Here is a 16,774-nt window from a genome sequence, read left to right on the forward strand (position 1 = left end):
TTTTTCAGATGATATGTTTATAATATTAGTAAGGAGTGATTGATATGGATAAGTCGATTTGTCCCAGATTTGAAAAAGCCATGACAATCCTAAGCCAGCGTTGGACTGGAATGATCATATACCAGCTGCTGTCCGGACCGCAGCGTTTTTGTACGATTGAATCCTCTGTAGGAGTAAGCGGAAGAGTGCTTTCAGAGCGATTGAAAGATTTAGAAAGCGAAGGAATTGTAAGACGTGAAGTTCATCCTGAAACTCCAGTCCGAATTGAGTATTCATTGACCGAAAAAGGCAAGGCACTGGAACCTCTTATGAAGGAAATTGAAAAATGGTCACAGAACTGGCTGGAGGCATAAATAATAGATTCATTTAAAGCACCCGTTGATGGGTGCTTTTTACATTTTTTCAAGTTCATTTCAGTAGATTCTGTAAAAAAGAAAAAAGACGTATGGTATTAACACATACGTCTTACTTTCTTCAGCTTGTTATCTTCCCAGGAAAGCATTCAGCATCCATACATGCTTTTCCAGGCCAGAGTGAATGGACAGCAACAGGTCGCTTGTTGTTTCATCATTGACTTCCTCCGCCAGCTCCATTCCCTTCTTCAGTTCTTGGATCAGTGTTGAATAGTCAGCAACTACGCTTGCGACCATGTCAGTTGCAGTTTCATTTCCCGTTGCTTCTTTTACCGAGGCTAATTCCAGTGCCCCTGACATGGTTGCGACTGGTTTGTCACCCATTGCCAGCAATCTTTCTGCTAGCTCATCGATATGTAAGGCAGCTTCGTTGTACAGCTCTTCGAATTTAGCGTGCAGGGTGAAAAATTCCGGCCCTGTCACATACCAGTGGTAGTTATGGAGCTTGATGTAAAGTACAGTCCAGTTTGCGATTTGCTTGTTGACTGCCTGTGTCAATTCGTTTTTCATCATGAATCCCTCCTATTCGTCAATACGGATTCATTATAGTCCAAGATTATCCAGCAGTGGGTTCATTAGCAGGATTGTTCACAGGAATGTCAACTTTTCAGACAAGTTATGTGCATTTTGCCGGGTCAAAAACCAAATTTCTCCATAAACTATACATAATAAAGTCATTATTTCTCCAAACTATGCATAGAACTGGAGGTGTTGAAGAATGGGTTTATTTAATGCGCTCAACCAATGGAGAAATTCAAGATACGAAAATCACCTTTCGAATATGAAGGACCAGAATAAATGCCCCGACTGCCATGGAAGAGGATATTACGCTTTTTCCGCTAATGAATTTGTTTACTATGCGGCACCATACGAATGTCCTGGCTGCAGCGGCAGTGGATTATATACAGATTGGAGCAATAGTACGACATAAAAATGGCCACTGCTTGTGCAGAGGCCATTTTTTTCCACTTAATAGAGAAGGTACTTTTCCCTCACCTGTTTGAACTCTTTCAAATCATCTTCCCACATGGACTGGATTTCTTCGACGGATGTCCCCGCTTCGATTTCCTCCCTTATCCACCCGTTTCCTGTCAGAAGGTCGAAGAAGGAAATCCCTTTGCTGTCTTCTGCGCGGAATTCGAAGTCTTCAGGATACATATCATGAATCGTTTTTACAATATGAAGCCCTGTTACAATCGGCTCAAACGATTCATAGTCGGTAATATGAATCTGGATTCCATGTGATAGTTTGCCTGAATGCTTTGAGAATGTCGGGGTGAATGAAGCTGCCCGGAATTTCACTCCCGGAAGATCCAAGGAATTCAATTCAGCAGCCAGTTCATCCGAATTGATGAACGGAGCACCGATCAGCTCAAACGGTTTTGTTGTTCCTCTTCCTTCAGATACATTGGTTCCTTCAATCAGTGCGGCTCCAGGATAGACAAAGGCCGTGTCGAGTGTAGGCATGTTTGGTGATGGCATGACAAACTCAAGAGGTGTTTCATCATAATTCATCGTGCGCTTCCATCGGTCCATCTCTACGACTGTCAAGTCTGCGCCAATATTGAATTCTTCATTGAAGAGCATAGCCAGCTCTCCAACTGTCATGCCGTGGCGAAGCGGGATTTCATAGTTTCCTACAAAGGATTTATATTCCGTTTCAAGGACAGGTCCTTCAACCTTAACACCGCCAAGCGGGTTCGGTCGGTCAAGCACGATGAATGGGATATCGTTTTCCTTTGCCGCTTCCATTGCATAAGCCATCGTGTAAATATACGTATAGAATCTTGTACCTACATCCTGGATATCAAACAGCAGGACGTCCACATTTTCGAGCATATCTGGTGTGGGTTTTTTCGTTTTCCCGTAAAGGCTGTATACAGGAAGCTGTGTTTTTTCATCGATATAGTACTCGACATATGCCCCAGCCTGAGCGCTTCCGCGAACTCCATGCTCTGGTCCATAAAGTGCTGTCAACTCGACATCAGGGTCGTTGAAAAGCAGATCGACGACACTCGTCAGGTTTTGGTCTACTCCAGTAGGATTCGTGATCAGTCCGACACGCTTTCCTTTGATCAAGTCTTTGTGGTCTTCAAGCAATGCCTCTGCACCAACCTTGAATTTCTTCAGATCCTGGCTCTTGCCCTGCCCGCTATCATGATTTGCCAATGCAATGGTCAATGAAGAGAGAATGAGGACGGTCGTCAATAATGCTGCCAGCCATTTTTTCAAGATCATCACTCCTGTTTTACTAGATTTTAAGACTATTAATTATCAGTTCGAACATATACTTTTCTAAATCTATGGCGGGCGTCCTTCACGAAGCCCACCATATAATTTCTAGTAGGTTAATCCGTGACCGAATTCGTAAAGAACTCCGCCACTGTAATCGGGAATTGTGATTGGCAGCTTTCCTGTTGGCGCGAATTCACCAAAAAGTGCTCCGGCCGCTGCTTCGAAGCTTGCTGGACGGAAACCGTATTGGGTTAGGTACGCGTCGATTTCCGGGAAAGCCATAATGTCATATGGATTCCGGATGCCAACACCGACAACAGGTGCATCGGCCAGCTCAATGATCTGGTTGACCATTGCCATTTGTGCACTGGATGGCGTCCGGCCTGAAACATTGTAAGTATAGGTGCCGACTACCACCGTGCTTGCACCTTTAATTTGAGCCAATTGATCCTCTGTCAGTTTGTAAGTTGAAGAGGAAATGACATTTGTATTTTCATGGCGCTTTTTAATTGCATCACCCAGGCTGCTGATATAAGTATTGCCGACAACGACGATTTTCTCACTTGGATCCAGGTTCAATGGCAAGTCTGCGTTATTTTTAACCAAAGTAATTGATTTCTCTGCCGCTTCTTTCTCAATTTGTTTATGTTCAGCAGAACCGACCACTTTCAATGCATTCGCAATCTTGTCTTGAACGGAAACAGGATTTTCTTCCTTGATCACGCCTCTTTTAACCTTCAATGTTAAAATGCGCCTTACGGATTCCTCTACGCGCTCTTCGGAAATCTCGCCAGCTTTTACAGCTTCACGCAAGCCCGCTGCAACTTCTTCAAGACCAACCGGCATCAATACGATATCCGTGCCTGCTTTTACAGCGCGGATCGCCGCATCTACCGGACCGAAATGATCAGCTATGGCCTTCATGTTCATCGCATCTGTTGTGATGACACCTTCATAGCCCATTTCTTCTCGCATCAGCTCTGTCAGGACCTTGTACGAAAGTGTTGCCGGAATCGCGATTTCTTCCCCCGTTTTCTGGGAAATTGCTTTTGTTCCGTCGATTTTAGGGAAAGTGACATGTGCTGTCATAATCGCATCCACGCCTGCTTCCATTCCTTTTTGGAACGGATACAATTCGACTTCCTTCAAGCGTTCTTTATCATGTGGAACTTCAGGAAGTCCAAGGTGGGAATCTACTGCCGTGTCCCCATGTCCCGGGAAGTGTTTGGCAGTTGCGGCCACACCTGCTGCCTGGAGCCGTTTGGTATAAGCAACACCCATGTCAGCAACAAGCTGTGGGTCTTCGCCAAATGAACGGACACCAATTACCGGGTTATCTGGATTGTTGTTGACATCCATAACCGGCGCAAAGTTCATATTGATTCCTAAAGACGCCAATTCCTCGCCGATTGCATTCCCCACGTTGTAGGCGATTTCCGGTGAACGTGTTGCGCCTAATGCCATATTACCTGGCATATCCGTCCCAGATTGGAGCCTTGTAACGATTCCGCCTTCCTGGTCAATCGTCAGCAGCAGGCCGAATTTCTCAGCCGCAGCTTGATAATCGGATACCAAGCTTGCTGTCTGTTCTGTGGTCACCACATTTTCGCGGAAAAGGATGACTCCGCCCAAATGGTATTTTTTCACGAGCTGCTCAATTTCCGGCAGCATTTCGGTTACATTTTCACCCTTCCAGGTCCTGAAATCCGGCATCAGCATTTGCCCTGTTTTTTCCTCGAGGCTCATTTTGCTGATTGCATTGCCAATCAAGTCATATCGCTCGCCTTCCTGCTTGAGGACAGCGGCTTCGGATGCAGGCTTGCCTTTTTCCCCTTCTTCTTTAGAGGATGGTTTCACTTTATAATCAAGCGCGATCCGGTCTTCAAAAGTACCGTCCGTCACTGTAATGAACGTCCGTCCATTCTTTCCTGTGAACTCCACATTTCCATCCTGGTCCACTGTTGCGACATTTTTATTCGCCGACTCCCATTTAAGGTTTTCAGATGCCAGCATGAAATGTCCTTCTGAATACACATGAAGTGCTCTTAATTGAATGCTTCCATCACTGACAGCTGCATCCGCTTCAGGGATGTTTTCATAAATCACCAGATCTTCCACTGTGTTCTTTTCCTCGGCATTCGCCTTTTTCAAAGAAAGACCTGGCAGCATCTGTGAAAAAGCCAGCACAAACACTAGTGAATAGAGCATAAGCTTGCTGAGTTTCCTCATCGTATCTCCTCCATTTTGCATATTTTATCCAATTCATTAAAATTTACTAAAATCAGTACTTCCTTTGCTGCCAGCCCTCTCCAGAAAAATCAGGCTCCACTTTCTCTCCATCGGAGGTTACTAGACTAATATTATCGATATACCAGCCGCGGCCATTCGTATAGCTGTCCGTTTGGTAGCGGAAACGGATATGCTTAGTTCCTGCTGGTATTTCAACCTGCCCGGAATCCCAATCTACACTGCTTCCTGTAAAAATAGCTGCTTGCTCCCAGCTTTCACCATCTTCGGAAACCTCCAGATACCCATAATCAGCATCCGCTTCAATCCGATACCAGGTGTCGAATGAAAGTTTCGCAGGCTTATCCATTTTCACTTCTGCTGTCATTGTCCGTTGCAGTTGATCTCCATAACCTGAAAACCACGCAGATCCATCCGGAATGTTTACCGGGATTGAATCGGCAACCTGCCTTGCCAGCTGTCTACGTGCAACATTCGTGGAAACCGTGCTGCGGCTTGGATGGACTCTGTTGGTGAGCAGGATTGCAATTGTGCCATTATTCCTGTTCACGACAATGGAAGTCCCGGTGTAACCCGTGTGTCCAAGTGAAGTGCCCTCGGATAACGCATCCATGAACCAACCCTGGGCAAGCTCCCACCCTAAACCATGGTCGTCACCCGGGAATTGCGGGATTTGGTTTTCAACGATCAGTTTGACAGTTTCCGGCTTTAAAATAACTTCGCTGCCATATCGGCCATCATTCAAATACATATGGGCAAGCTTTGCCAGGTCCTCAGCAGTCGAGAACACACCAGCATGGCCGGCCACACCATCCAGTGACCAGGCGTTTTCATCATGAACTTCTCCCCAAACCAATCCGCGATTAATAGCTGGCTGGTATTCCGTAGCGGCGATCCGCTTTTTCAGTGAAGCCGGCGGATTGTACATCGTATCCGCCATTCCGAGCGGTTCCGTAATATATTCTTTAACAAACTCATCCTGCCTCTGTCCTGAGAGCCTTTCGACCAGCAAACCAAGAGTGATCATGTTGAGGTCGCTGTATGTATAAGTACTTCCCGGCTCATTTTTCAGTGGATGCTCTAAAACGATATTCATCCTGTCTTCACGGCTGCTCCCTTTTGTATATAAAGGCACCCATGCAGTGAAACCAGATGTGTGGGTTAGGAGCTGCCTGATTGTGACATCTTCCTTCCCATTCACCGCGAATTCAGGAATATGCTTAGAAACTTTGTCATCGAGTTCAAATCTGCCTTGGTCGAACAGAATCATCGCTGCAGTTGTCGTGAAAATTTTACTGATTGAGGCAAGGTCAAAGATTGTATCTTCCTCCATCATGATTGGTTCACTAGATTCAGTAAATTGGTCATCCTCATATCTGTAGGCATGTCCGTAGGCTTCCTGCTTCACGATATGTCCGCGGCGGGCGACGAGTGCCACTGCTCCCGGCATCACGCCATCTGCAATCATTCTTTCCATATGCCCGTCAATCTCGTCCAGCGGCTGTTGTACCATGCCCGCTCCCCGAACCGATCCGTTATGGAGCTCAGGTGATAATGGACCTGGCCTGTCCCATGAAAAAACCGGATGCACCTTATCGAATCCTGCTTTGCCCTCCCTTTGTTCGATCGATGCCCCTGGCACCTGATTGCCTTCCGCAAATGTCACCGGAATCAACACTCCTGTACCAAGAACTGCCGCCAATGCAATAGATAGTGATTTGTTTTTCATGTTTCCTCCTTTTCCGAGCCTTTGCTCCCTTTAATCTATTAAACTTTGAAAAGGCTTTCATGATGTAACCTTAGACTATCTAAACAACAGTATAGATGTCTATACCACTATAGACCCAACACCTCGGTATAACAGAAAAATCCCGGGACTGCTATCCCGGGATTTTAGAATCATTTTTGTAAAAATATTCAAATAATTTAACAGAAATTTTCCCAACGTGAATTTTCGTGGATTATTTCCTCAAATTCTCTTTTTGCTTAATCCAATACCTGATTCCCTTGCCTGCAAGCGGTTCATCCTTGAATCGCGGAATCACATGCAAATGGGCATGGAAAATCGATTGTCCGCCAGCTTTTCCCGTATTCCATCCAACACTGTATCCATCTGGTGCATACTTATCGTCAAGAATCCTTTTCGCACCCAGCAGTAACTCTCGCGAATCATTCCACTCCTGCTCAGATAACTCAAAGACATTCTGCTTGTGCTGCTTCGGGATGATCAGCCCGCTCCCCTGCAGGACCTGCTGTTCCGACTCCTTCTGGATAAAATAACATGTTTCATTCTCAAGTGTGATTTGCTGCTCTTCGTCTGCATTCACATTGCAATATGGACAATTCTCCTGGTACATATTTTAGTGCCTCCATTTATTAATTCAAAGGCTCTGTTAAACTAGGCTGTTGATTTTCGTTCCAGGCGCTTCGCTTTCCGCGGGGCTGGCGATGAGCCTCCTCGTAGCTTCGCTCCTGCGGGGTCTCATCTGACCAGCTAAGCCCGCAGGAGTCTACGCGCCTTCCACTACAATCAACAGGACTATAAAACATCAATGGGATCTAACAGAGCCAATTTAAAAATACAGATATCTTCTAGTTCGTGAAATACAGTGTTAAATCTGCGGAAATTAATCCTGTCATAATAATCGCATTTTCTTGACAGCTTTACGCCCTACAGCCTGAAACCTGTCATAATAAACACTCTTTCTTGACAGCCTTACGCCCTATAAGCTAAAACCTGTCATAATAACCGCTCTTTCTTGACAGCCTTACGCCCTATAAGCTAAAACCTGTCACAATAAACTCGTTTTCTTGACAACTTTGCGCTCTACAGCCCGAAACCTGACAGTCATTCACGGAATTTCCAAGTTAGAGTGAAAAGATTGTTGATTGGCTGAATCTTTCCCAACCCATCTATAACAGCAACTTTTTTCCTATATCATTTAATGATTCAACTTTACGAAGTGAGTCTTTATTTCCCATCACTTTTTTTACCTAATTTATCAAGCCAGGTTTCATAAAACTGATATACAAACCCAGCGGCGACAAAACCGATCAACAGCATGATGACTGAAAGTGTCTTTCTGACCCACGTGATATCTATGAAAAAGAACAGTGCTACAGCTACTGCAAAGGAAATGAATATGATGAGCCATCTTCTGAGAATCATTGAATCCTTATCCTTGCTCATATCCCACACCTGCCTTCCTTATTTACTAATACGTAAAAGGTGATGACAGGTTTCAAAAAACAGGGCCCAAAATAGGACCCTGCCATTCTATTACTAAACTAATTTTCTCATCGCGTGGATTTGCCCAAGATGATAGGCCTCATGAAATAGGGCCATATTCGCAAGCTCTCCGAAAGTCTCCAGCCCAAGGAACGGCTTCTTTAGCTTCTCATTCAGCGTGGATGCCGGTACTTCCTTGATCCTTCCCAGCTGCGCTTTCAATTGGTCACGCAAAACATCAACAGAGGGAACATCCCCGGTCCACTCGGATGGCCGGGTACCATTTCCGAATAACTCTATGTAGTTGGCAGGGAGATGATTAGATTTTTTCGGGAATCCCATCATGAACTGTTCTGTAACTGTCAGCACATGTCCGATGTTCCAGTGAATGTTATTATTGAATCCTTCTGGCTGAACACTTGCCTGTTCCGCAGTGATGCCCTCAATGTTTTTCAAAAAAGAACCTCTAGTTAATTCAAATTGCTTAAACAAAAGCTCGCTCAATATTACCTTCCCCTTTCCAGCTTGTACTTCAACATATATTTATTCTATATATTTCCAACATATGCGGCAAGGGAAAAGGGAATCCTCAAAATACCCATATAGGTATTGAATCCCATTAAAGGAAATCCTTTGACAAAATTTGTTCAAAACATTATGGCTGATATGTGTCTTCACACTTTTTTCACAGATTTCCATAAATTGCTTTGATATCTTAAGAGTGTAATCATTATATATTTTGAAGGGAAGCGATTTAGATGTTCGCTAAATGGTTAAGAGAAAACAATATTGCTGCAGGCCTGTTGACTGTGATTAGGGTTTGGCTTGGTTACAACTGGATGACTGCTGGATGGGGCAAGTTGACTGGTGAGGGATTTGATGCAAGTGGATATTTGAAAAACGCAGTTGCGAACCCGGTGAAGGGTCCAGACGGACACGCGGTTTATGGATGGTATGTTAACTTCTTAGAAAGCTTTGCGATCCCGAATGTCGATCTTTTCAACTTCATCGTTCCACTGGGAGAATTCCTTGTAGGTCTTGGTTTGATTCTAGGAACACTGACAACCGCTGCCATGTTCTTCGGTCTCGTGATGAACTTCAGCTTCTTCCTTGCCGGAACAGTATCTCACAATCCAACCGACATTTTCTTCGGCTTCATCCTATTGTTTGCTGGATATAATGCTGGTAAATACGGCTTAGACCGCTGGGTAGTCCCATTCATCCGCAAAACTGTTTTCAAACAAACACCAGAAGCTGCACATAAATCTGCTTAACATACAAGGAATGCCCTCCGCCAATAGGCCGAGGGCATTTTTTTACTGGGAACTTTCCTCAATTGTTTTAAGCAGGATTTTTTTCCTGAAGCCGCCGCTGCGATTCTTCTTTAACTGGCGCATGAACTCCACTTCAGATTCCGTGATGCCTCTATGCTCAGCGATCGCATATACCACTTCAAGCAAATCGACAATTTCACTTAAAAGCCTGTCCGTTCCAGTATTTCGGAATTTCTCCACTTCCTCATTGAATTTCTCCATGAGTTTTTCACTATATTGACTTCCATCTAGAATTTCAAATTCAACCTTCTTTCCCTTCTCCTTCATCAAATCAGGAAAAAGGTCTCTGACAAGCTTGTTATATTCCTTTTTCTCCATGTCTACTCCCCTTTTGCTGTCCTATAGATAAACATATCCTTAAATCTGCGGGTTCAAACACCTATTTAAAATAAAGAAGTGGGACATCAGGGTTTCAATGGAAATTGAAAAGCCTGTGGTCCGCACCACAGGCTTTCATATTTTACTAGTTTTCAAACTACATAATCTTCAGTTAATTTATTGCAAGCGTTTGATAGATTTTCCAAACATTCCATCCTTAGCTTCTCGTCACAGATAAAATCGTTCCGGAGCTCTTCTTCCAGTTTCATTTGAATTTGCTGGATTTCTTCCCGTAATTTCTCGCGTTTCTCGATTTCTGTTAAGTGAAACTCAATTTCCTGTTCAAAATACTCTACCGTCCCAAATAAAACAGTCAATGATTCCTCCACCTTCCATTCTTTTTTGAAAAACCTTCACTAAAAAACAAACCTGCCAAAAGGATTATTTTCATTTGTCCTGTCAAGTATCTTAAGTATTATTTATCCTCTATCGCATGATGCAAACGTGAAATCGACACCTTTTTGCATTATTATGCTGGTAGCAACAGTCAAAATAAAAAATCCCCCAAAAGGACGGCGGATTTCATCGGCCAAATAGTCTTTCATTACCATTTGCCAGTAATTGGTTTTATCATCCGTTCTTTTTTGGCAACCCGACGATCATAGCTGTATTGCCTTAGACTCGTGGCTTTGCGTCCTCATCTTTCGATAAGTTTGCCTTTTTCAGTTCTATTTAAAATATAAAACTTTAGGACCATTAATTCAACAAGTTTCGCCATCATTCAACAAGGATGAGTCTTTTTACCTATAACGATATCTAATTTTGCTTGAGGAGCCCGATTGTTTTCACTCTGTAATATCCCAGCAATCTCTATGTAAAATTCTATTGCTAGAATAAAGGGAAGAAGCTTTATTACAGGCGAATGGCAGGAGGATCCTTATGGAACAACATGTTAAGAAGTCGCTAGATGAATGGAAAGCCGAAATCGAAGAAATTCTTAAAGAAATTGATGCGGAGTATGAAGAAGTAAAGAATGAGCTAAAAGTGTATACATATAAATTCAACATCACCAAGCAAGTTGTCCAGTCAACAGTAAATCCCGACCTGAACAGAAAAATACGTGAATTGTATCATCAGCCATTTGAAGAGAAATTTAATGATCTGAAAGAATATATCAAGGAACTGGAGGAGAAAAAGCGAGTCTTCCAAATGTTCACCGATAAAATTGACAAAGTTACGGAAAAAGAAGAACCACCTCAATTCGCAGTGGCACAAACAGAATAATGAGAGAAGCCTGGCTGGATTGGTCAAAATCTCAGCCAGGCTTTTTTTATGCTTACTTCTTCCACCATGAATCAAACATGGATGCAGGTGTATGCCGTTTATGCTCTGAAGCCAGGTATCTGCCTTCAATTTTGGCAGCATCTGCTTCATCAATCTGCTTACCTTCAAGATAGTCATCGATTGCATCATAACTTACTCCCAGCTCGGTTTCATCAGATTGAAGCGGCTTATTGTCAAGAAGATCGGCAGTAGGTTCTTTCAGGTACAATCTCGGTTCTGCGTTCAATGCCTTCAGCAGCTCCCTGCCCTGGCGCTTGTTTAGACCCGTTAGCGGCAGCAAATCTGCACCGCCATCTCCGTATTTTGTGAAGAATCCAGTCACAGCCTCGGCAGCATGGTCTGTCCCGATCACCAGCAAGCCATCTTGTCCTGCGATGGCATACTGTGTAATCATCCTCATCCTTGCCTTCGCGTTCCCTTTATTAAAGTCTGTCATATGATCGCCAATCGCTTCCTCGAACTGTGTATTGAACGTATCGACAGCAGGCTGGATATTGAAGGTGATGGTTTGGTCAGCCTTGATGAAGTCCAAAGCTTTCTGTGCATCTTCCTCGTCTTTTTGCACAGCATATGGAAGTCTGACAGCCACGAATTTGGCCTCCTTGCCTTCTGACCGCAATTCCTCCGCCGCCATCTGTGCGAGCCTTCCGGCGAGCGTAGAATCCTGTCCGCCACTGATTCCAAGGACGTATCCTTTAGCCCTCGAGGCAAGCAAATATTCTTTTAAAAATTGTATTCTCTTCCTGATTTCCTGCTGGGCATCGATTTGCGGCTGCACATTCAATGCTTCTATAATCTGTTTTTGTAAGCTCATAATAAACCTCCTAAACGCTTTGAAGTGACATCATGCTCTTTCACCATTTGGTTGAGAGACGTCTTTGCTAGAATCTCATTATTAAAGAGCATATCCTCTAAAAAGTCTAAAGTCCAGATTTTGGTCAGGTTATCTTACATTCAATATTAAAAGCTGTTGTACTCATGAACTATTTTACCCATTCACTCGCTGTTCGTAACATTTTGTTCGCCGGGATTTTTTTGCTAGACTATAACTTAGACTAAAAATGCTAATCAAATTGGAGGCATTCATAATGGCAACTCATGAAACATTCAAAGGTTATTTCGGTACATATACTAAAGGGGACAGCGAGGGCATCTACTCTTTTACCCTTGATGCAGTGAGTGGCAGGATTCTCGACGTGGAACCAGCAGCATCACTTGAAAACCCTACTTACCTGACAATCAGTGACGACAATCGCTTTCTTTATGCTGTCGCAAAGGAAGGGGGCACTGGGGGTGTGGCAGGATTCGGTATCTTGGAATCCGGAAAGCTTTCTTACATCAATTCGCAGCTTGCCCCGGGAGCTTCACCCTGCCATGTGAGCGTGAACAAGGAAAACAACCTGCTTTTATCCGCTAATTACCATAAAGGATCTGCTGATTCTTATCTGCTGAACTCAAAAACCGGCAGTATTGAAGAGACCTTATCCAGCGCGGTCCATGAAGGCTCAGGACCCGATGAGCGCCAGGAAAAAGCGCATACCCATTATGCCGGTTTCACTCCGGACGGAAACTACGCAACAGTGATCGACCTTGGCATCGACCAGTTGATTACTTATAGCCTGGACAATGGCCAGCTGATCGAGAAAAGTGTAATGCATATCGCACCAGGCAGCGGTCCAAGACATCTTGTTTTCCACCCTATCAATAATATCGCCTATTTGATGACAGAATTCAGCTCTGAGGTCCTCGTCTTAAAATACAATTCAGAGGACGGCAGCTTCGAACAGCTACAGGCAATCTCCACCCTGCCTGCAGATTTTAGCGAAAACAACCAGGGAAGCGCCATCCATATTTCCTCTGATGGGAAATACGTCTACGCAGCCAATCGCGGCCATGACAGCATTGCAATTTTCAAGGTGGATCCAGAAAGCTTCAAGCTTGATTTTGTCGAGCATACCTCAACGGAAGGAAATTGGCCAAGGGATTTTGTCCTCGACCCGAGCGAGAAATTCCTGATCGCCACCAACCAAAATTCAAGCAATGTCGCACTTTATGCCCGTGACGGAGAAACAGGCAAATTGACTTTGCTGCAGTCTAATGTGAAGGTTCCAGATCCGGTCTGTGTGAAATTTTTGAATTACTAAAGGTTCTATCCCACTGTAAAAACAACAGGGCAGGTGCCGTTAAGCGCACCTGCCCTTTCTTTTATCTGTCGCTTGGGAATCTGACACCCATTTGTGACCTTGCCTCATCAAGAATCTTCATCGTGATCCTCGAGTTTTCAAGCGAGTTGTTCGTCGATTCCAATTTCCCTTGCTGAATCACTGAAATGAACTCCTCTGCTTCATAAAACATATTATCTTCCAGTTGCTCTCTCGAAATGTCTTCATTTTTCCCATCGCGATAGATGATTTCCACTTTTTCCGGCGTGCTGATTTTATCAATCCTGATATTCCCGTTCTCACCGTGTATTTCAGAGGGTAGAGACGAATCAGTGATTTTCGAGAACATGATGACAGCATCCATTTCGTCATATTTCAAGATCAGGCTGCCTTCCCCATCCACTCCTGATTCGAGTAAGTAGCCGGTTGCCTGAATCGACTTTGGCTCTCCAAACAGGACGACGAGCGGATAGATGCAATAGATGCCGATATCCATCAGCGAACCTGCTGAAAACTCCGGGTTGAAGGCGTTCAGCACGGTACCTTCTTTATATTTGTCATAGCGGGACGAATACTGGCAATAGCTTGCAAAGTACCTTCTGATCGTCCCGATTTTACCCAGATTCTCCTGGACAGCCTTGAAGTTTGGCATCAAGGTTGATTTTAGCGCCTCCATCAAAACAACCTCTTGATCCTTTGCCGTCCTGATCATCTCATCCAGTTCACGGCTGTTAGAAGCAATCGCTTTTTCACAAAGTACATGCTTGCCATTTTCCATGAATGTAATCGCCTGGCTGGCATGCAGGGAATTGGGACTGGCGATATAGACGGCATCAATGACATCACTTTTCGCCATCTCTTCCATGTCTGTAAAAATGGTATCCACTCCGAATTTGCCGGCAAATTCTGCAGCACGGTCTTCTGCACGTGAGTAAACAGCACCTAGCTGAAAATCCGGATGGTGGCTTGCGCCTTTAATAAATGATTCTGTAATCCAATTTGTACCTACTACTCCGAAACGCACCATGTTGTTTCACCCTTTCAAATAGCAAAAGCCGGGGGCTATGCCCGCAGCTTCTTTTTCCATCTTAACGAAAAGGGAGTTCAATCACAAATTTACGGCAATTTAACATTATCTAAAAGGGATTTCGATAATGAACTTAGTCCCTTTTCCGTGTTCGCTTTTCACGGAAATTTTTCCATCATGCATCTGTACGAGCTGTTTGACGATAGATAGACCGAGGCCGAACTCCCCAAACGGATTGCTCGTTCTCGAGATATCCGCCTTATAAAATCGATGCCAGATTTTTTCGATTTCAGCCGGTTCGATGCCAATGCCAGTATCCTCGATCTCAATCACCGTCTTTGGTCCAACCATCCTGCCCCGAAGCCAGATTGTCCCGTTTTCAGTGAACTGGATACTGTTTTTCGTAATATTGATCAAAATCTGGAGAAGACGGTCATAATCGGCGTGGACCATGGCCGTCTCATCAGCCTCAATCTCGATTCTGTTATTGCGTTCCTCTGCCTGAAACCCAAGCTGGTCCTGGATTATTTCGAATACCTCGATCAGTTCAATGTCTTCTTTTAAAAGCTGCACCTGATTTGAGCGGATTTTATCATAATCAAGGTTCTCATTGACCAGTCGAATCAGCCGCTTCGTTTCCTGGCTGACCAGGTTGATGCCCCGCTCTTTCTCCGCCTCGGGAATCATATTATTCCTGAGGCCCTCGATGATCCCGCTGATGGTGGTAAGCGGCGTCCTCAATTCATGGGAAACATCTGACATGAACTGGCGGCGCCGGTTTTCCAGGCTTTCGATTTCGGATTTCGATTCATTCAGCCTGCTCACCATACTGTTGAAATCGTTCGCCAATTCTCCGATTTCATCAAAATCTGACTTGGGCACCTTAACCGTATAGTCCCCTGCCGATACGGCGGAGGTGGCCTCCTGAAGCTTTTTGATTCTGTTGACGTGGATTCGCGACAGTACCCAGCTTAGGAGGAATGAAACTCCCAGCGCTATCAGCATCGTATAAAACAAATACTTATTGATTTCCGTAATCATTTCACGTGTCCCGCTGATTGGCGAGGTCAGGAGAATGCCGCCAATGAAATCCCCGCGATCGACATATGGCAAAACCACCAGGGTCACAGCACGGTCATACCGCTCGAGGTCATAATTTTTCACAATTGGCTTTCCGTTTGTAAGCTGGCTCCACTCTTTTTCCGATAACTCGATCGCCGGCCCTCTCCATCTAATTGGATTCAGGAGCTGGATATTCTCATCAAAGACACTGAATTGGATATCCCGTCCGAAAATTACCCGGGCATATTGGTTGATTACCTGGTCAGGGCGTTCACTGCCCCGGTCAAGGTCGCGGAGGATATTTTCACCGTAGGAAATCAGCTCCTCCGTCTTATTTTTATAAACGAGCGTTTCCACATACTGTGTGAATACCAGGCTCAGGATCAGAAAGGCGACGATGATGATGCTGATATGGCTGATGAATTGCTGGTAGATATACTTAACCTTCATGCCCATCAGCACTTTCATCGAATTTATAGCCGACTCCCCAAACCGTATGGAAGAACGGCTGTTCAGCAGTGCCAATTTTCTTCCTCAGGCGCTTGATATGGACATCAACCGTTCGTTCATCCCCGTAAAACTGGTATCCCCAGACACGCTCGAGCAGCTGCTCCCTCGTGAATACCTGGCGCGGATGCTGGGCGAAAAATAGAAGCAAATCGAATTCCTTGGGTGTCAGGTTAATGACTGGTTTTCCATATAGGCTCACTTCACGTGTTTCTTTGTTGATTTTCAAGAAACTTGTCCCAACCTCGGTATTCTCTTCTGGCTTATGCTTCTGGTACCGCCGGGCCACAGCCTTGATCCTCGCCATCAAAGCAAGCGGGCTGAACGGCTTTGTCACATAATCATCCGCCCCCATTTCCAGCCCAAGAACCTGATCCGATTCACTATCCTTGGCCGTCAGCATGATGATCGGCACATCACTGCCCTCCTGCCTGATTTTCCTGCACAGCGTGACACCATCCATGCCAGGAAGCATCCAATCAACAATCAGCAAATCCCAATCCTCGCTTTTATAAGCCTCATAGCCCTTCAAGCCGTCATTCACAAACCTGCCTTCAATGCCCTCTTTTAAAAAGAACATCTCAATCATCTCACAGACACTTTCATTATCCTCAATCACTAGTATTTTCACGGCAATCCCCTCTATTCCGACTCTGTTATATATAAATTATAGCGCATCAGGAACAGAATCAACTGTTTCGCCTGGTGTTACAGATTATTTAACATGTTGGTCATAGTTTGTTCATGATTTGATAGGAGCTAGGTGTCAGCAGCCTAATGCATAGATTCCTGCCCAGCATACATATTTGCTCATTCTCTGTTTCTAACAATTTAGGACACCAATATACTCTATTGTTTAGAACTGCTTGCAAAATCTATCTTTCGGCTTGAACGGT

At 44.5% G+C, this 16,774-nt stretch carries 18 protein-coding genes and 1 riboswitch; of the genes, 5 read left to right on the forward strand and 13 right to left on the reverse strand.

Annotated features, from left to right (window positions below; translation table 11 throughout):
* Positions 1–44: 44 nt before the first annotated feature.
* Complete coding sequence (locus RH061_RS19235) at positions 45–353, forward strand: winged helix-turn-helix transcriptional regulator (RefSeq protein WP_226643668.1); 309 nt, start codon at positions 45–47, stop codon at positions 351–353.
* Between the two features lie 129 nt (positions 354–482).
* On the opposite strand, the gene RH061_RS19240 is transcribed toward RH061_RS19235, so the two are convergent.
* The gene (locus RH061_RS19240) at positions 483–923 is read right to left on the reverse strand and encodes a Dps family protein (protein ID WP_311076464.1); all 441 of its coding nucleotides are present in this window, start codon (positions 921–923) and stop codon (positions 483–485) included.
* Between the two features lie 208 nt (positions 924–1,131).
* On the opposite strand from RH061_RS19240, the gene RH061_RS19245 reads away from it, so the two are divergent.
* Positions 1,132–1,344 (forward strand): methionine aminopeptidase, encoded by a 213-nt coding sequence (locus RH061_RS19245; RefSeq protein ID WP_311072427.1) that lies wholly within the window; start codon positions 1,132–1,134, stop codon positions 1,342–1,344.
* A 38-nt stretch (positions 1,345–1,382) separates the two neighbouring features.
* Here the strand turns inward: RH061_RS19245 and RH061_RS19250 are convergent, their stop codons facing one another.
* The 6 genes from RH061_RS19250 to RH061_RS19275 form a co-directional block, all read right to left on the reverse strand.
* On the reverse strand, positions 1,383–2,645 hold the full coding sequence (locus RH061_RS19250) for an exo-beta-N-acetylmuramidase NamZ family protein (RefSeq protein WP_311072428.1): 1,263 nt from the start codon (positions 2,643–2,645) through the stop codon (positions 1,383–1,385).
* A 108-nt stretch (positions 2,646–2,753) separates the two neighbouring features.
* On the reverse strand, positions 2,754–4,877 hold the full coding sequence (locus RH061_RS19255) for a glycoside hydrolase family 3 protein (RefSeq protein ID WP_396654823.1): 2,124 nt from the start codon (positions 4,875–4,877) through the stop codon (positions 2,754–2,756).
* Between the two features lie 52 nt (positions 4,878–4,929).
* The gene (locus tag RH061_RS19260; RefSeq protein ID WP_311072429.1) at positions 4,930–6,624 is read right to left on the reverse strand and encodes a serine hydrolase domain-containing protein; all 1,695 of its coding nucleotides are present in this window, start codon (positions 6,622–6,624) and stop codon (positions 4,930–4,932) included.
* A gap of 232 nt (positions 6,625–6,856) precedes the next feature.
* The gene (locus RH061_RS19265) at positions 6,857–7,252 is read right to left on the reverse strand and encodes an HIT family protein (RefSeq protein ID WP_311072430.1); all 396 of its coding nucleotides are present in this window, start codon (positions 7,250–7,252) and stop codon (positions 6,857–6,859) included.
* Between the two features lie 614 nt (positions 7,253–7,866).
* Positions 7,867–8,085, reverse strand: a complete 219-nt coding sequence (locus RH061_RS19270; protein ID WP_311072431.1) for a hypothetical protein — start codon at positions 8,083–8,085, stop codon at positions 7,867–7,869.
* Between the two features lie 93 nt (positions 8,086–8,178).
* Positions 8,179–8,628, reverse strand: coding sequence for a DinB family protein (locus tag RH061_RS19275; protein WP_311072432.1), 450 nt, complete (start codon positions 8,626–8,628; stop codon positions 8,179–8,181).
* A gap of 254 nt (positions 8,629–8,882) precedes the next feature.
* On the opposite strand from RH061_RS19275, the gene RH061_RS19280 reads away from it, so the two are divergent.
* On the forward strand, positions 8,883–9,398 hold the full coding sequence (locus tag RH061_RS19280) for a DoxX family protein (RefSeq protein ID WP_311072433.1): 516 nt from the start codon (positions 8,883–8,885) through the stop codon (positions 9,396–9,398).
* A gap of 42 nt (positions 9,399–9,440) precedes the next feature.
* Here RH061_RS19280 and RH061_RS19285 read toward each other — a convergent pair whose 3' ends face one another.
* Positions 9,441–9,776: a nucleoside triphosphate pyrophosphohydrolase gene (locus tag RH061_RS19285; protein ID WP_311072434.1), complete on the reverse strand. Its 336-nt coding sequence runs from the start codon at positions 9,774–9,776 to the stop codon at positions 9,441–9,443.
* Between the two features lie 152 nt (positions 9,777–9,928).
* On the reverse strand, positions 9,929–10,153 hold the full coding sequence (locus tag RH061_RS19290) for a hypothetical protein (protein ID WP_311072435.1): 225 nt from the start codon (positions 10,151–10,153) through the stop codon (positions 9,929–9,931).
* 266 nt (positions 10,154–10,419) lie between these two features.
* A riboswitch (cyclic di-GMP riboswitch) is annotated at positions 10,420–10,504 on the reverse strand.
* Positions 10,505–10,715: 211 nt separating this feature from the next.
* Between RH061_RS19290 and RH061_RS19295 the strand changes: the two genes are divergently transcribed.
* On the forward strand, positions 10,716–11,060 hold the full coding sequence (locus RH061_RS19295; protein WP_311072436.1) for a hypothetical protein: 345 nt from the start codon (positions 10,716–10,718) through the stop codon (positions 11,058–11,060).
* Positions 11,061–11,112: 52 nt separating this feature from the next.
* Here the strand turns inward: RH061_RS19295 and nadE are convergent, their stop codons facing one another.
* Positions 11,113–11,934 (reverse strand): NAD(+) synthase, encoded by an 822-nt coding sequence (gene nadE, locus RH061_RS19300; RefSeq protein WP_311072437.1) that lies wholly within the window; start codon positions 11,932–11,934, stop codon positions 11,113–11,115.
* A gap of 274 nt (positions 11,935–12,208) precedes the next feature.
* On the opposite strand from nadE, the gene RH061_RS19305 reads away from it, so the two are divergent.
* A complete protein-coding gene (locus RH061_RS19305) occupies positions 12,209–13,264 on the forward strand; it encodes a lactonase family protein (protein ID WP_311072438.1) in 1,056 nt (351 codons plus the stop codon).
* A gap of 61 nt (positions 13,265–13,325) precedes the next feature.
* Here the strand turns inward: RH061_RS19305 and RH061_RS19310 are convergent, their stop codons facing one another.
* From RH061_RS19310 to RH061_RS19320, 3 genes are all read right to left on the reverse strand, one after another.
* Positions 13,326–14,309 carry a Gfo/Idh/MocA family protein gene (locus RH061_RS19310; protein ID WP_311072439.1) on the reverse strand — a complete coding sequence of 328 codons (984 nt, stop codon included), beginning with the start codon at positions 14,307–14,309 and terminating at the stop codon, positions 13,326–13,328.
* Between the two features lie 105 nt (positions 14,310–14,414).
* A complete protein-coding gene (locus RH061_RS19315; protein ID WP_311076469.1) occupies positions 14,415–15,821 on the reverse strand; it encodes a sensor histidine kinase in 1,407 nt (468 codons plus the stop codon).
* Positions 15,811–16,509, reverse strand: a complete 699-nt coding sequence (locus RH061_RS19320; RefSeq protein ID WP_311072440.1) for a winged helix-turn-helix domain-containing protein — start codon at positions 16,507–16,509, stop codon at positions 15,811–15,813. The genes RH061_RS19315 and RH061_RS19320 overlap by 11 nt, the downstream gene beginning before the upstream one ends.
* Positions 16,510–16,774: the final 265 nt, after the last annotated feature.

The sequence above is a fragment of the Mesobacillus jeotgali genome (genome assembly GCF_031759225.1).
Lineage (GTDB): Bacteria > Bacillota > Bacilli > Bacillales > Cytobacillaceae > Mesobacillus > Mesobacillus jeotgali_B.

Coding starts and splice junctions, on each gene's coding strand:
- RH061_RS19235 (WP_226643668.1), top strand. CDS start 45: ATGGATAAGTCGATTTGTCCCAGATTTGAAAAAGCCATGACAATCCTA.
- RH061_RS19240 (WP_311076464.1), bottom strand. CDS start 923: ATGAAAAACGAATTGACACAGGCAGTCAACAAGCAAATCGCAAACTGG.
- RH061_RS19245 (WP_311072427.1), top strand. CDS start 1,132: ATGGGTTTATTTAATGCGCTCAACCAATGGAGAAATTCAAGATACGAA.
- RH061_RS19255 (WP_396654823.1), bottom strand. CDS start 4,877: ATGAGGAAACTCAGCAAGCTTATGCTCTATTCACTAGTGTTTGTGCTG.
- RH061_RS19260 (WP_311072429.1), bottom strand. CDS start 6,624: ATGAAAAACAAATCACTATCTATTGCATTGGCGGCAGTTCTTGGTACA.
- RH061_RS19265 (WP_311072430.1), bottom strand. CDS start 7,252: ATGTACCAGGAGAATTGTCCATATTGCAATGTGAATGCAGACGAAGAG.
- RH061_RS19270 (WP_311072431.1), bottom strand. CDS start 8,085: ATGAGCAAGGATAAGGATTCAATGATTCTCAGAAGATGGCTCATCATA.
- RH061_RS19280 (WP_311072433.1), top strand. CDS start 8,883: ATGTTCGCTAAATGGTTAAGAGAAAACAATATTGCTGCAGGCCTGTTG.
- RH061_RS19285 (WP_311072434.1), bottom strand. CDS start 9,776: ATGGAGAAAAAGGAATATAACAAGCTTGTCAGAGACCTTTTTCCTGAT.
- RH061_RS19295 (WP_311072436.1), top strand. CDS start 10,716: ATGGAACAACATGTTAAGAAGTCGCTAGATGAATGGAAAGCCGAAATC.
- nadE (WP_311072437.1), bottom strand. CDS start 11,934: ATGAGCTTACAAAAACAGATTATAGAAGCATTGAATGTGCAGCCGCAA.
- RH061_RS19305 (WP_311072438.1), top strand. CDS start 12,209: ATGGCAACTCATGAAACATTCAAAGGTTATTTCGGTACATATACTAAA.
- RH061_RS19310 (WP_311072439.1), bottom strand. CDS start 14,309: ATGGTGCGTTTCGGAGTAGTAGGTACAAATTGGATTACAGAATCATTT.
- RH061_RS19315 (WP_311076469.1), bottom strand. CDS start 15,821: ATGAAGGTTAAGTATATCTACCAGCAATTCATCAGCCATATCAGCATC.